At 37.9% G+C, this 14878-nt stretch carries 13 protein-coding genes and 1 tRNA gene; 5 read left to right on the forward strand and 9 right to left on the reverse strand.

The features are described from left to right. Both Q4489_RS17055 and Q4489_RS17060 read right to left on the reverse strand, forming a co-directional pair. Positions 1–1002, reverse strand: a complete 1002-nt coding sequence (locus Q4489_RS17055; protein WP_303482798.1) for a hypothetical protein — start codon at positions 1000–1002, stop codon at positions 1–3. A 38-nt stretch (positions 1003–1040) separates the two neighbouring features. Then, entirely contained in the window at positions 1041–1988 is a 948-nt protein-coding gene (locus Q4489_RS17060) for a MoxR family ATPase (protein WP_303482801.1), read from the reverse strand. Between the two features lie 303 nt (positions 1989–2291). Here Q4489_RS17060 and Q4489_RS17065 point away from each other — a divergent pair, with 303 nt between their 5' ends. Further along, complete coding sequence (locus Q4489_RS17065; protein ID WP_303482804.1) at positions 2292–3329, forward strand: succinylglutamate desuccinylase/aspartoacylase family protein; 1038 nt, start codon at positions 2292–2294, stop codon at positions 3327–3329. A gap of 5 nt (positions 3330–3334) precedes the next feature. Here the strand turns inward: Q4489_RS17065 and Q4489_RS17070 are convergent, their stop codons facing one another. The 3 genes from Q4489_RS17070 to Q4489_RS17080 all read right to left on the reverse strand — a co-directional run bounded on the left by Q4489_RS17070 (position 3335) and on the right by Q4489_RS17080 (position 6486). After that, on the reverse strand, positions 3335–3727 hold the full coding sequence (locus tag Q4489_RS17070) for a GNAT family N-acetyltransferase (RefSeq protein ID WP_303482808.1): 393 nt from the start codon (positions 3725–3727) through the stop codon (positions 3335–3337). An 89-nt stretch (positions 3728–3816) separates the two neighbouring features. Continuing rightward, positions 3817–4689 (reverse strand): discoidin domain-containing protein, encoded by an 873-nt coding sequence (locus Q4489_RS17075; protein ID WP_303482811.1) that lies wholly within the window; start codon positions 4687–4689, stop codon positions 3817–3819. 177 nt (positions 4690–4866) lie between these two features. Beyond that, positions 4867–6486 carry a methyl-accepting chemotaxis protein gene (locus Q4489_RS17080; RefSeq protein WP_303482814.1) on the reverse strand — a complete coding sequence of 540 codons (1620 nt, stop codon included), beginning with the start codon at positions 6484–6486 and terminating at the stop codon, positions 4867–4869. Between the two features lie 279 nt (positions 6487–6765). On the opposite strand from Q4489_RS17080, the gene sbcB reads away from it, so the two are divergent. Beyond that, on the forward strand, positions 6766–8223 hold the full coding sequence (sbcB, locus tag Q4489_RS17085; RefSeq protein WP_303482817.1) for an exodeoxyribonuclease I: 1458 nt from the start codon (positions 6766–6768) through the stop codon (positions 8221–8223). 63 nt (positions 8224–8286) lie between these two features. On the opposite strand, the gene Q4489_RS17090 is transcribed toward sbcB, so the two are convergent. Together Q4489_RS17090 and Q4489_RS17095 are read right to left on the reverse strand one after the other, a co-directional pair. Continuing rightward, positions 8287–8775, reverse strand: coding sequence for a hypothetical protein (locus tag Q4489_RS17090; RefSeq protein ID WP_303482820.1), 489 nt, complete (start codon positions 8773–8775; stop codon positions 8287–8289). A gap of 41 nt (positions 8776–8816) precedes the next feature. Continuing rightward, complete coding sequence (locus Q4489_RS17095; RefSeq protein ID WP_303482829.1) at positions 8817–9692, reverse strand: NAD(P)-dependent oxidoreductase; 876 nt, start codon at positions 9690–9692, stop codon at positions 8817–8819. A gap of 114 nt (positions 9693–9806) precedes the next feature. Here Q4489_RS17095 and Q4489_RS17100 point away from each other — a divergent pair, with 114 nt between their 5' ends. Further along, positions 9807–10295: a glutathione peroxidase gene (locus Q4489_RS17100; RefSeq protein ID WP_303482823.1), complete on the forward strand. Its 489-nt coding sequence runs from the start codon at positions 9807–9809 to the stop codon at positions 10293–10295. A 310-nt stretch (positions 10296–10605) separates the two neighbouring features. Further along, entirely contained in the window at positions 10606–10818 is a 213-nt protein-coding gene (locus Q4489_RS17105) for a hypothetical protein (RefSeq protein ID WP_303482824.1), read from the forward strand. 41 nt (positions 10819–10859) lie between these two features. Here the strand turns inward: Q4489_RS17105 and uvrB are convergent, their stop codons facing one another. After that, the gene (gene uvrB / locus Q4489_RS17110) at positions 10860–12869 is read right to left on the reverse strand and encodes an excinuclease ABC subunit UvrB (RefSeq protein WP_303482831.1); all 2010 of its coding nucleotides are present in this window, start codon (positions 12867–12869) and stop codon (positions 10860–10862) included. After that, entirely contained in the window at positions 12863–14239 is a 1377-nt protein-coding gene (locus Q4489_RS17115) for an MATE family efflux transporter (protein ID WP_303482826.1), read from the reverse strand. Before Q4489_RS17115 ends, uvrB begins: the two co-directional genes overlap by 7 nt. A 564-nt stretch (positions 14240–14803) precedes the next feature. Here Q4489_RS17115 and Q4489_RS17120 point away from each other — a divergent pair. Continuing rightward, positions 14804–14877, forward strand: a tRNA-Asn gene (locus Q4489_RS17120). Position 14878 lies beyond the last annotated feature (1 nt).

A 14878-nucleotide genomic window follows, 5' to 3' on the forward strand; every position in this document is an offset into this window, starting at 1 on the left:
TTAGCGCCCTATCGTGTGACGATGTAAGCCTTTATCGTCATTAGATGAATGCGTTTTACTATCTGGAACAGTGCCATATTGAGCAATTAAACGTAAACATTGATGGCTGTGTTTCTCGCCTTGCGATTCAGCGAGCATTTGATGACCTACCGCCAATGAGAAGGGTTGTTGCCCATAGCTTAAATCAAGCACCAAATAACAGAGTTGTTTTAATTGTGTTTCAAGATCACGCCCTGGCATGTCTGCCAAACACAATACATGGCGATCATAACGTACATAATGCGCTGTTTGTTTAATTTGCCATGCTTGCCCTTTCGCTACGTTTTTCCATGCCACGCGTGTTAATGGCCAACCTTGTTGATACGGCGCAAGCGCATAAAAGTCATCACCTTCGAATAATGGTTGAGCGGTGAGGCCAAGATCATCTTGAACCGTAACATTAGCTAACTCAGCAATTTGACAGGCCATAGGTTGCGGATACACCACAACAGATAGAGGAAACCTCACGTATGTCCATGTTTTAAACAACCCTAACGGATATTCACTCATTATTGTAAAGCGACTGACGTTTTTCACACCTCGATGGTTATATAACAACTTTGCCTTTAATGAATTTTTGCTTCCGGCAACGTGAGTAAATTGGCGATTATGTTGTTCAAAGCCATAAAAAACATGATAAATTTCTCGAGAACTTTTTATTTCAACTTCAAGCTTAAGTTCTTGTTTAGTCTGAACAAAGTATTCCCCTTTACAGGAAACTTCAATACCTAACAGGTTATGAAAACTGTAAAGCATAGCAACAATAAAGACACTAGATAATAGATAACTTACAAACAAAATAAGGTTATTCTGGTAGTTTGTGCCTAAAACAAACAGTAGTAAAATAAAGCCTAAAAAACAGCAGCCAAAACCGGTAGGTAAAATATAAATGGTTTTATGGCTCAGTTTATGCCGAGCACGCTCAGGTAACCTTTTATCAACAAACGCATTAAAACGTTTCATTATTGAGGTTCTTATCGAGCTAAACATGGCTAATTTGATTATGAACTTTCAAAAGGTCGATGACTATTAACCGATGACAATAACTGCTCAGCTAAGGTTGAGCTGCCTTGGCGTTGATTATCACCTTGTGGCTGTTGGCGACTGCCCACTAAACGATGCTCGCAAACAGAAATAAACACCGCTTTTATATCGTCAGGTAAAACATGATCACGTTGATGAATATATGCCCACGCTTTAGAGGCTGCTATAAGCGATTTACCTGCACGAGGTGACAATGGATTGACTGATAAATTGGTATGTCGAGAGCATTCACATAATGCAACTACATAATCAATTATTTCATCAGCCACATACACTTTATTTACCTCTTCTTGAATAACCGTTAACTGGCTTAAATTAATACATGCTGACAGTTGTTCAAACAAACGCGCATTATCTCCTTTTAATATCGCTTTTTCTGATGCACGATCTGGAAAACCTAACGATATTTTCATCATAAAACGGTCAAGTTGAGATTCTGGCAGTGGATACGTACCCGCATGAAAAAGTGGGTTTTGAGTAGCAATAACAAAGAATGGTTCTGGTAGCTCATAAGTGACACCATCAACACTAACACGATTTTCTTCCATCGCTTCTAACAGTGCACTCTGCGCTTTTGGGCTTGCACGGTTTATTTCATCAGCAAGAACGACTTGGTTAAACAAAGGCCCTTTATGAAAGGTAAACGCAAGCTGTTGTTGATCAAATATTGACACACCAATAATATCTGCCGGTAATAAATCACTGGTAAATTGTACACGTTGGTAGCTTAATCCTGAGGTACTTGCTAATACATGAGCCAAGGTTGTTTTACCCATTCCAGGTAGATCTTCTATCAATAAATGCCCTTTTGCTAACAAACACGCTAACGAGAGTTTTACTTGTTCAGGCTTTCCAATCACAACACGTTCAATTTGCGCAATGATGTTTTCAATATAATCTGACATATCAACTCACTCATTTACCGATGAACAACCATTAAAACATATATTTCAACTTGCAAACAAACCTAGCGGAATAAATCTTTATCAATGAAAACTACCGTGACTTCACCACTTAATAAACCCAGACAAATAATTCAAAGTTTGATTTTCATCAACACTTCGAGATTAAAAGGCCTTTAATATACTTATTTCTGAAAAGGTATCTGTCTCTTTAGCAGTAAACTGCTAATACTGGTTACTGATCATCAACCACTAATACTTTTCAAATTTTTAAACCGAGACTAAATCAACGAAGGTTAACAAAGCATGGAACTAGATTTTCAAGCCATTGAATACTTAAAAAACCCTGATCAAATGCTACTAAAAGGTGACTTTCAGCAATTTTTATTATCGTTAGATGTGCCTACCATCATTGATATTTCGGGAAAAAATGTTGATAAAACCCGGGTTATCACGACATTATTGCATGGTAATGAGCCATCAGGGTTTATTGCCATGCACCGTTGGCTTACGGGTGATTCACTTATTCACAAGCCAGAAACCAACTTACGTTTTATTATTGTGTCCATTGAAGCAGCAACAAGCACCCCTTTATTATCAACCCGATATTTAGCCAATGGTATTGATATTAATCGTTGTTTTGGCAGCAGTTTAAATCATGGATATTATCAACGAGCCAACCTTATCGAACAGGCGATCAAAGCAGTATCACCTGAGGTAGTTATTGATATTCATAACACTCCGAGTGACTGCCCTTCGTTTGCGGTAACACCTTTAGTTTCAAACGAAGGCTTAACTGCCAGCTCATTTTTTTCTGACACTTTGGTTTTATCGGGTATATCCCGAGGTGCGTTAATGGAGCAAAACTTTGGCTGTCCGGTGATCACCATTGAATGCGGAGGTTCACAAGATGAACAAGCCCATGCTGTTGCATTTCAAGGGATTTCTGAACTGGCAAGCTGCTCTAACTTATCAAATTACCATCAAAAAAATAATGTCAAAATCTTCTATAAACCTTTATGTTTAATGGTTAATACTGATGTTGATTTACATTTTTCACAACACGACGAAGGTTATTCAGGCGTTACATTTATCAATAAAATAGAACAACTTAATTATGGCGGGGTAAAAGAAGGTCAATTGCTTGGTTGGCTTGATGAACACGGCCTTGATAACTTAATGTTAATCAATGATGTTGGAGACAATGTTATTGATAAATATTTTGCTGTTAGAGACAATCGGTTAGTTAGCCTATCGTGCTTCAAAGTATTTATGGCAACAAATAACGTTAACATCGCAAAAAATGATTGCCTGTTTTATATGGTAAACATGCCAAATAGCTAATTATACTAACGAGATAGTTTACACGTCATGAAAGTGCTATTGGGATCACTCCGATAACTAGCAAATGGTCCGCATTCGGTAAAGCCGTGGCGTAGATATAAATCACGGGTAGGTTTAAAAAAAGCCATTGTTCCTGTTTCTAAGTTAAGGGAGGTATAACCTTTTCTTGTGGCTTTTTTCATCACGTAGTTTAGTAAACAAGTTGCCATTCCTTGCCCCCTCGCCTCACTTATTGTGCGCATAGACGTTATTTCTGCTATCCCTTCACCATGCGTTTTAATGGCGATACAACCTAGGGTTTTACCTGAGTACTTAAAGGAGTAAAAAGTAATATTAGGTTGTTTAAGTGCTTGGGTATCAAGTGCATGTACGCTTTTTGCGGGAGAGTTCGCAAACATATCTTTAAGGTGTTCACTTATAAGAAAACCTTAGCGTGATGGAAAAGGACTAACGTCCCTTTCCCAATGCTAGCAAAAGTAGCAAATACTTAATTTGAATAAACTTCAAGCTCATCAATTTCAATAAAAGCGTCGCCTTGATTAGAATTTACCTGAATTCTAAAAATTTTAGCTTCGACTTTTGTCGGTAAGTTTGCTCTTTGGTCAATCGACTTACCTAAATTGTATTGGCCTTGTTCTTCGAATTGTTCACCATTAAGCGAGGTTAATATGGTTACATGACGTGGGCCACGTCCAAGCTCTGTTGCTTTTGTATTGAGCATCACTCTAAAGCCGGATACAGTGACAGGTTCTTCAAACTCAACTTGCAACCAATATGCCGTGTCTTTATTTTCAGTATCTTTTTTAACTAACCAAATTCCCCGGTTAATCAGGCTACCTTCACCTTCGACAATCTGCTCATTAAAAATATGACCATCAAATGCTGCAGCTGGTACATCTGCTCCGTAATTTTCACTTGCATGAAAATTCGATTCAGTTAAACCATTGGTATATATTTGTGCAATATTCCCGTATTGACCGGTACGTTCTAGCGAATCACCCACCTGACCATCATTAACTATACCGTCACCTTTTAATAGCGCGATATATTCAATCGCACACTCACTGTCTTCATTTTCTGCGTAACCAATTCGTATCGTTTCTTGTGTTCTTCGTACTAAGTTCAAAACATCAAACCAATGATCTGTATAATCATAACCACGCTCAAAAGTAAATAACCACGGCTGATCTGACTCTTGCTTCCAACAAGCGATTGGTTGATCATCAGATTCTTCTACACCCACCTTAATCAATTGCGATTTACCTATTAAAATATCAGTGACCTTGCCTTTGTACTCAACAACCTCTGCTGTTGATGCAAAAGACAAACAAACTAAGGGCAATAACGCTAAACTTTTCATGAACATATCCTTAATAAAGAAAACTATATTGCTTTATCAAGATTAATGCCAAATTTAAATGCCAATAAATTGACGTAGAAAACAATAGGTTAATCAGGATGTGAACCAACCTCTTGATCATCAATTTGCTGATCAAGAGAGTGTAAATGACAGATCTTTATTTGGCTTGCATTCAGGTTAAATAGTAAAGTAATCAAGTTGGTTTAACACATGGCCACTAGCGTGCTTCATTTCATTACTTTTGTCATTTGACGTATTCACGTACTCTGCATTTTGCTCTACCAACGTTTTGATATCATGCATATTTTTACTGATTTCAATGACAACAGCACTTTGTTCTTCAGCTGAGGTTGCAATTTCATGCGCCTGGCTATTCACATCATTTACTTTATGACGAATATCTTCCATTAATTCATTACTATGGCTGACTCTATCACTAAGCGAAAGTGCAATATCGCTACTTTGTGTCATTTGTCTTTGCGCCTGGTCACCCGCTGTTGATAAGCTAGAAAGTAACGTTTCTATTTCGTTTACCGATGTTTGCGAACGTTGTGCTAAGCCTCTAACCTCATCTGCTACAACAGCAAAACCTCTACCTTGCTCACCGGCTCTTGCAGCTTCTATCGCAGCATTTAACGCCAGTAAGTTTGTTTGCTCGCTGATCGCTTTTATCACATCCAGAATCTTTTCAATATTAACGGTTTCTGATTTTAAATTATCCACCGTATTGCCCGTTTCTTTCAATGAATTAACCAATGTTTCTATTTCCTGAACAGATTCTTGCGAAGCCGTTAAACTTACACTTGCTAAGTCATTTATTTCATCGGCGGCAGAAGCCGTTTGCGTGATGTTCTGTGCGATGTTTTGACTGGTTTGTGACATTTCCTCGATAGCGGTAACCACCAATGCAATGTTATCAGTCATTGCATGAGCGCCCTCGTGAACCTGATTATTATACTCAAGCACTTCATCACTATTATTAGCCACTAATTGACCAGACGACTTTATATCTGTCATCGTCTCACGTAGTCTACTGATTGTAGTATTAATTGAATCTGCTAGCGCTGACATTTCGTCACGAGTAGACACCACACATGTAACGTTGAGCAAACCTTTCGATAATTGAGAAGCCACCTCTTTTACTTGCGTTACGGCATTACTGATACCGCGAGCAATGAGCTGACTAAGTACAATCGACACAACGAGCGAAAGTATCAGACCTATATAAAATACATACGAAGCAATTGAGATTGCTTGCTCTATTTCTTGCTTAGTATCTAATGCTGAACGGTCTACAAGCTGTTTAAAATCATCAAAGAAATCAACTAAAATATAGTAACTATCAACAAACGATTTGAACACTGGATATGGCGCTTTATTGTCGGGCGCATTTTTCATCGCTGTTACAAAGTCATCTGCTTTTGTCTGATAATCCTCAATTAAACTTTTTAACTGAGTTATTTTACTTTTATCACCATGATATGACGCGACAATTTTATTCACTAAATTCGGAGTTTGTTGATGATTTTCAGCAATTGTTGATAAATACCCTTCGGTTTGTTCTTCTAACTTTAGTAAGTAACTTATCTGTAGACCTCTAATATTTAACATCGTATCAACTTGCACTTCTTTGATACGTTCAAACTGCATGGAAGTAGAAAAGTTATTTTGATAAAACTGATCAAATTTATCTCCAATTTCATTGCTATAAAATTTAATCACCAATAACGCTAAGGTAAACACCATAACGATGGTCAGTGATAATGCTTGCAGTTTTCTTAATATTGTCCAGCTCATTGTTATTCTTCGAAATTTGTTTAGTACTTTAAATACTAGTATAAATTCTTAAAAATCAAAGCGTCATATATCGATGTTTATCTTCGAATTTAAAAACTCTTTAACATCAACGTGAAAAAAAGCTGTATTATTTAAAAAATTTTAAACACTCCTTCAAGATTAGTGACAAAATGGGTTGATAAGTGAATGATGTCATTCCTATAATTGCTACATTCAACTCTTCTTTAGTGATCAAACAATGATTACTATCATTCATTAATCAAAGGTAATACGTTTTATATGGTTAGTCAGCAACAGCCCACTATTCTTTGGCACGATTATGAAACGTGGGGGATCAATCCTAAATACGACAAACCATCACAGTTTGCGGGCATTCGTACAGATCTTGATTTAAACATCATTGGTGAGCCTGAAATGTTCTATTGCCAGCCACCAGCTGACTACCTTCCTCATCCTGAAGCTGCATTAGTAACCGGTATAACTCCTCAAAAAGCATTACGAGAAGGTTTTAATGAAGCAGAGTTTGCAGCAAAAATTCATACGCTTTTTTCACAACCTAATACTTGTGTGGCAGGTTACAACAATATTCGCTTTGATGATGAAGTAACGCGTTATTTATTTTATCGAAACTTTTATGACCCATATGCGCGAGAGTGGCAAAATGGCAATAGCCGCTGGGATATTATCGATATGATCAGAGCCTGTTATGCGCTCAGACCCGAAGGCATAGAATGGCCAAAAGTTGTTGATGAACGCACAGGTGAGGAACGCGTAAGTTTTAGATTAGAATTATTAACCTCAGCAAATGCTATAAGCCATGAAGCCGCACATGATGCCATGAGCGATGTTTATGCAACCATCGCAATGGCAAAGCTCATTAAAGAAAAACAACCGAAGCTTTATCAATTTTTATTTAGTTTACGCAGTAAAAAACAGGTGAGCGAACTATTAGATGTCTACAATATGACCCCTGTCGTGCATACATCGAGTAAAATTTCATCTATACATGGCTGCACGAGCTGGTTTGCTCCGGTTGCTTATCACCCACAAAATAAAAACGCAGTTATTGCTGTTGATTTGGCGCAAGATCCTACTCCCTTATTTGAACTAAGTAGTGAAGAGATCAAAAACCACCTGTATACCAGGCATGATGAGTTAGGCGAAGACGAATTACCCATTCCCGTTAAACTTATCCATATTAATAAATGCCCTGTTGTTGCCCCTGCAAAAACCTTACTACCCGAAAATGCAGAACGTTTATCAATTCCAAGGGAAACCTGTTTAACACATTTAACTCAACTAAAAAAACATGAAACGTTACGCGATAAACTTAGCGATGTGTTTTTACCTGAAGACAATCAAAACGAACAGCCAGATGCTGAACATGCGCTTTATGGTGGCGCCTTTTTCAGTCAAAGTGACAAAGCGCAAATGGAAATTTTACACCAGTTACCGATAGAGCAATTAGCTACACACCCATTTCAGTTTCAAGATGAACGTTTAAGTACGTTACTATTTAGGTTTAGGGCAAGAAATTATCCTCAAACGCTCAATAACGAAGAACAATTAAAATGGCAGAGCTATTGTCAAAGTAAGTTGCAGTATGGTGGTAAGGGTGTACTTTCAGCAGATGAATTTATGCTCAAAATTGAAAACCTCGTGCATGAACATGAAAGTGATCAAAGCAAAGTGGCAGTGTTAAAAGCTTTATATGAGTATTTGCAGGGAAATATCTAGTTAAAGAAAAAACTTAATCTAAAAGGTGAATAATGGCCTATTAGATTAAGTTAAGACTTGCAACTATAATGACCGCCAGGCTTGTAAATCTACTTGCTTAATATGGCGTTCCATCATAATTTGCCATTTCCCATTGCTCTTCATTAGCAGTGCTTCAAAATGCGCAATAAAAGGCGATTTTTGACCTTGGCTATCAATGCTGTAATAATAAAAATACCCTGTTTGATGTGCGGTATTGTCACTCACCAATGATTGGGTAAATTTAAAGCTAACTCCTGCCTTCATTTTACCGGCTTTGGTATCATCAAAGCCTTTTTTCCACCGGGTTAGCGCTTTATCAATCGGATAGCTTGTTTTTGCAATATCTGAAACTAAAACGGCATTTTCATGGAATGTGGCTGAATAACCGACAAAGTCACCTTGAGTAACTGTTTGTTCAGCTTGTTGCCAAAATTCAGCTAATTCTTTTTCTACTGTAGTATTTGCTTGTGCTTTAAAGTGTGTAAATACACTGAGCAATAATAATAAAGCTATATAATGTATCACTGGCATGTTGTCATCCTATTGTTAGTTCTTATTATGTGTGAAAGCTATTACTCAGGCTTTTGAAAACGTGCAATTAAGCTGGAAGTATCCCAGCGATTACCGCCCATCGCTTGAACTTCTTCATAATAGTTATCGAGTTGTTTTGTAATCGTCAGGTCAACACCGAGTTTTTCAGCTTCATCAAATGCCATACCTAAGTCTTTTCGCACCCAATCAACAGCAAAACCAAAATCAAACTCACGTTCGCACATGGTCTTACCGCGGTTATCCATTTGCCAAGAACCAGCAGCGCCTTTAGAAATCGTTTCTAGCAGTTTATCTGTATCAAGTCCTGCGTGTTGCGCAAAATTCAGCCCTTCTGCTAACCCTTGTACTGCATTAACGAAACAAATTTGATTCACCATTTTGGCAAGTTGCCCTGAACCGATATCGCCCATTAATTGGCTAAATCGTGCGTATGCGTTCATTACAGGTTGTACTTTATCGAAAACTGCTTGTTCGCCTCCACACATAATGGTTAATACGCCATTTTCAGCACCCGCTTGGCCACCTGAAACCGGTGCGTCAATAAAGCCTATGCCATGTTCACGTGCTACATTATGCATATCCCTAGCAAGTGACGCTGAAGCGGTCGTATGATCAACAACAATAGCACCTTTAGTTAAACCTGAAAAAACGCCGCTCTCAGCTGTTAACACTTGCCTAACATCATCGTCGTTACCTACACAAACAAACACTATTTCGCAGCTTTGCGCCGCTTGTTTTGGCGTTTCGGCATATTGTCCATCAAAGGCTTCACTCCAGCTAACTGCTTTTGCTATTGTGCGATTATAAACCGTAACCTCATGCCCTGCTTTTACTAAATGCCCTGCCATTGGGTAACCCATTACGCCCAATCCGATAAATGCAACTTTCATAATGATCTCTTTACAACATACTGAAAACATAGTTTATAACATGATTCAGCATATCGGATAGTTGTTAAATTAACTTTTATCCATTATCGTTACTAAGACATCCGACCACAGGAGCCAAAGATGAGCAACAACTTCTACCAATACCAAGTTGTCACCAATAGAAAACAAGCGTTTGAGTTAAACACTTTAAAAAATAAAGTTGTACTGATTGTCAATACAGCAAGTGCATGTGGCTTTACACCTCAATATGCAGGATTAGAAGAACTTTATCAAAAGTATAAGGATAAGGGATTCGAAATCCTCGCCTTTCCATGTAACCAGTTTGGTAAACAAGAAAAGGGTGATAATGAAGCAATTCAACAATTTTGTGATCTTAATTTTAAGATAAACTTTCCGTTAATGGATAAAGTGGAAGTAAACGGTGACAATGCAGCACCATTATTTACCTTTCTAAAAAAAGAAGCGCCAGGTATTTTCGGCTCTAAATCAATTAAATGGAACTTTACCAAGTTTCTTGTCGACGGTAACGGAAACGTTGTTAAACGCTACTCCCCTACAACCAAACCAGAAGAGCTTGTTAATGACATAGAGCGTTTATTAACAGTTTAGTGTTGCTACCAGCTATAAAAGCAAACACCTAAACTTGCTTTTATAGTGATTATTAAAGTTACACTTAGAAATTATCATGGAAACCACACACACAATCGGCAAAGTGCTTAACGTGTCAAAAAAAGCACTTTTGCATCAATTAGAAAAACACCAAATAACAATTGATTAGCCTCACATTATATTTGTTACTTTATAAAGATATTTTTTAATAACCAATATGTATAAAAAACAACCGACTTTACACTAAACTTAATGTACCTATGTTATAACAAAGCAAATCCCTGCATTGTTAACTGTGAGGTATAAGTTTATGAGCGCAATTTGGAGAAATCATGCCAGTCGTTTAGCAGAATTAATGACCAATAACAATGAAACCCAAGCACATTTATACTTAGAGCAACTAATGCTATTTCCAGTAGATATTCAAGATAAAATTATTGAAGACATAAGCCATTTAGGAAGCTGCAACAGTGAGTCGATCTCTACTATTATTTCCAGTTACATGATGTTTGACCTAAGGTGAACTTCACGTAACGTGACAAACTATACAATCAAATTGAAATATTATACCGCCAATTGCTGTTGACGTAGCTTAGCTATTTCATCCCTTACACTTGCCGCTTGCTCAAACTCTAGATTTTGTGCGTGATCAATCATTTGTTTTTCAAGCTGTTTCACTTTGTCATCAATCTCATTCACTGACATAACATGGTATTTTGCGTCGGATTCAGCAGCCTTAGCTTTTTGGTTGATAATTGCTTGCTCTGGTCTATCACCAACATCCATTACATCGGTAATTCTGCGTTTTACACCCTGTGGAGTAATGCCATGTTCTACATTGTAAGCTTGTTGTTTTTCTCTTCGTCTATCCGTTTCATCAATGGCTCTTCGCATAGAACCCGTAATGCGATCAGCATATAATATGGCTCGACCGTTCACGTTACGCGCTGCCCGCCCTATTGTTTGAATAAGTGAGCGCTCTGAGCGTAAAAAGCCTTCTTTATCCGCATCTAAAATCGCAACAAGTGATACCTCTGGCATATCTAACCCTTCTCTGAGCAAGTTAATGCCAACTAATACATCAAAATGGCCAAGCCGAAAATCACGAATAATTTCAACGCGTTCTACGGTATCAATATCAGAATGTAAATAACGTGTTTTAACCCCGTGTTCATCTAAATATTCAGTTAAATCTTCTGCCATACGTTTGGTCAACGTTGTTGCTAATACACGCTCACCAATATCAACTCGTATACGTATTTCAGATAGTAAGTCATCGACTTGTGTTTCTACAGGTCGAACTTCAATTTGCGGATCTAACAAGCCTGTAGGTCTTACTACTTGTTCAGCAACTTCACCAGAAGATTTTTCCAGCTCATAATTACTCGGGGTTGCTGAGACATAAATTGTTTGAGGGGCAAGTGATTCAAATTCATCAAACTTCATCGGTCGATTATCAAGCGCTGATGGTAAACGAAAACCATACTCAACAAGGTTTTCTTTTCTTGACCGATCACCTTTATACATCGCGCCAATTTGCGGCACTGTGACATGTGACTCATCAATTATTAACAAGCCATCATCAGGTAAATAATCGAACAGCGTTGGAGGCGCTTCACCTGGCGAGCGCCCAGACAAGTAACGTGAATAGTTTTCAATTCCTGAACAATAACCAAGCTCTGTCATCATTTCGATATCAAATTGTGTTCGTTGAACAATTCTTTGCTCTTCAATTAACTTATTATTGTCTTTAAGCTGTTTCGCACGTTCGCCTAATTCTATTTTAATATTTTCAACTGCCGCTAGAATTTTTTCTCTTGGCGTCGCGTAATGTGTTTTCGGGTAAACCGTTACGCGTGCAAGCGTTCGCTCAACTTGCCCTGTTAATGGGTCAAACTGACTTATGCGCTCTATTTCTTCATCAAATAATTCAACGCGTAACGCAAGACGATCAGATTCAGCAGGAAAAATATCAATCACATCTCCGCGTACACGGTAAGTTGCACGCTGAAAAGCAACGTCATTGCGCGTATATTGTAATTCAGCGAGTCGACGTAAAATGTCACGCTGATTAATAATATCGCCTTGACGCAAATGTAACATCATCGTCAGGTATGAATCAGGATCGCCTAAACCGTATATCGCCGAGACCGAAGCAACGATAATAACATCTCGTCGCTCTAATAAAGCCTTTGTTGCCGACAAACGCATTTGCTCAATGTGATCATTAATTGAAGCATCTTTTTCAATGAAAGTATCGGTCGTTGGAACATAGGCTTCAGGTTGATAATAATCGTAATAAGACACAAAATATTCAACGGCATTATTAGGAAAGAACTCTTTCATTTCACCATAAAGTTGAGCCGCTAAGGTTTTATTCGGTGCTAACATCATGGTAGGACGATTGACCGTTTGTATTACGTTTGCAACGGTAAATGTTTTACCGGAACCTGTTACCCCTAATAATGTTTGGTGTGCCAAGCCATCTTCAAGGCCTTCAACTAACTTTGCGATCGCCGTAGGTTGATCACCATTTGGCGTATATTCGGAATTAATTTGCAATGACTTCATGATGAAACAGCCTTTGGCGCTAAAGAAATGTCGTCGAATTGTTTAGAAAAAGCTTTATAAGAAATTGCTGCCATTACCACGTTTCCAAGTAACCCCCCAATAAAAAAGCCTTCAATGCCGTACCATAAACTGCCTAAATAAGATAATGGCACATAGCAAACAAACAACCGTAATATACTCAAAAATAACGCGACCATGGGTTTATGTAAGGCATTAAATGAAGAGTTCGTTAGAATAACAATCCCTTGAAACCCATATCCAAGTGGTAACACCCAAATAAACAATTTGATAATCTTAGCAACATGTTCTTCATCGGTAAAAATGCTTGCAATAAGTGGCGCTGACAAGACTAAAATGAAATAAATAACTATCTGCCAAATCATCACAAATTTTATCGATGTTTTATACCCTTGCTGTACACGATGCATATGGCCAGCACCGAAATTTTGGCTAATAAACGGTGGTAATGTCATAGATAAGGCTAAGATCACTAAACAGGCAATCGATTCAATACGCGTTCCAACACCAAAGGCTGCAACAACAGGCTCTCCATAGGTTGCCGCTATAGCCGTTAAAATGGCAGCGGCTATCGGCGTTAACATATTAGCGCCTGCTGCTGGTAAGCCAATATGTAAAATAGTTTTAGACGCTTTAAAAAAAGTACTGAATAAATCGAGCGTGGTGTGTATTAGCTTGCGTTGGTAACCAACAATATACAAAACATATGCAAGCCCAAATACCCATGAAATTAACGTGGCTAATGCAGCCCCTTGTATGCCCATCGGTTCAATAGGCCCAAAGCCAAAAATAAAAATAGGATCTAAAATCGCATTAATAATACCGCCAAGCCCCATAATAATACTGGGAGTTTTTGTATCACCACTGGCACGTAAAATAGCATTACCAATCATAGGGCCAATTAAAAACACACTACCTAAAAACCATAAATCCATGTATTGGTGAATTTCTGGTAATAAATCTTCATTAGCACCTAATAATGTGAAAATTTCATCGGTGAACACATAGCCCGTATACGATAGTATACCAACCACTATCGCTGCTAATATCAACGCTGAGGTAGCTGAGCATTTGGCAAAGCTATCATCCCCTGTTCCTAATGATTTTGCGATAACCGCAGAAGTGCCAATACCGAGCCCGATAGTTAAGCTAATAACGGTAAAAGTGATAGGAAAAGTAAAACTTATCGCGGCGAGCGGCTGAGTTCCCAATAAACTAACGAAAAACGTATCAACCAAGTTAAATGTCATTAGCAAAATCATGCCGTAAATCATTGGAATGGTCATTTGTTTTAAGGTTGGCCCAACAGGATCTGCCAAAAGGTTTATTTGTCGACTATTTTTTTCCGCTACCATGACTAATTACTTTGTTACCACCACAAAATGTGAGCGTGTATTGTAAAAGATACTAAGAAGAGTCGCTATGTAAATATTAACTTTCATTGCTTTAGTTAAATTTAATCAAACTGGATAAGCATTTTAAAAGTTTAAAAAGAAATAGAACTGTGTATAACCTAACTTAACACACACATTTTGACTGAAAACATTGGTTGAACAAAAATAGCACAACAAGACTAACAAACAACAAGAAAAACACATAACACACTGTTTAATAATGATTATTAACAAAACAACAATTATTACCACCCACAAAAAAACTAGGTATACGTCAATGAAAACGTTTTATTACACTTTCATCCACGTAGTTATCCACAGTTTTGGTGGATAACTTCAATTTAATAAACGCTTACAATTGATTGCAGAAAGCTTCACCAATCGTTGATGTCAAATCAGCCAGACTGAGCGGAAAACGAGCAAACGATCCATGAAATCAATTTTTTCTTCATTTTGGGTTGACACACCGACTAGCTGCCATTAATATTCCGCCCCGTTGACGAGATACAATCTCTTAAACATGATTCCCCTGTAGCTCAGCTGGTTAGAGCGGTGGACTGTTAATCCATGTGTCGTCTGTTCAAATCAGACCAGGGGAGC

This window comes from Thalassotalea sp. 1_MG-2023 (genome assembly GCF_030546745.1).
GTDB lineage: Bacteria > Pseudomonadota > Gammaproteobacteria > Enterobacterales > Alteromonadaceae > Thalassotalea_C.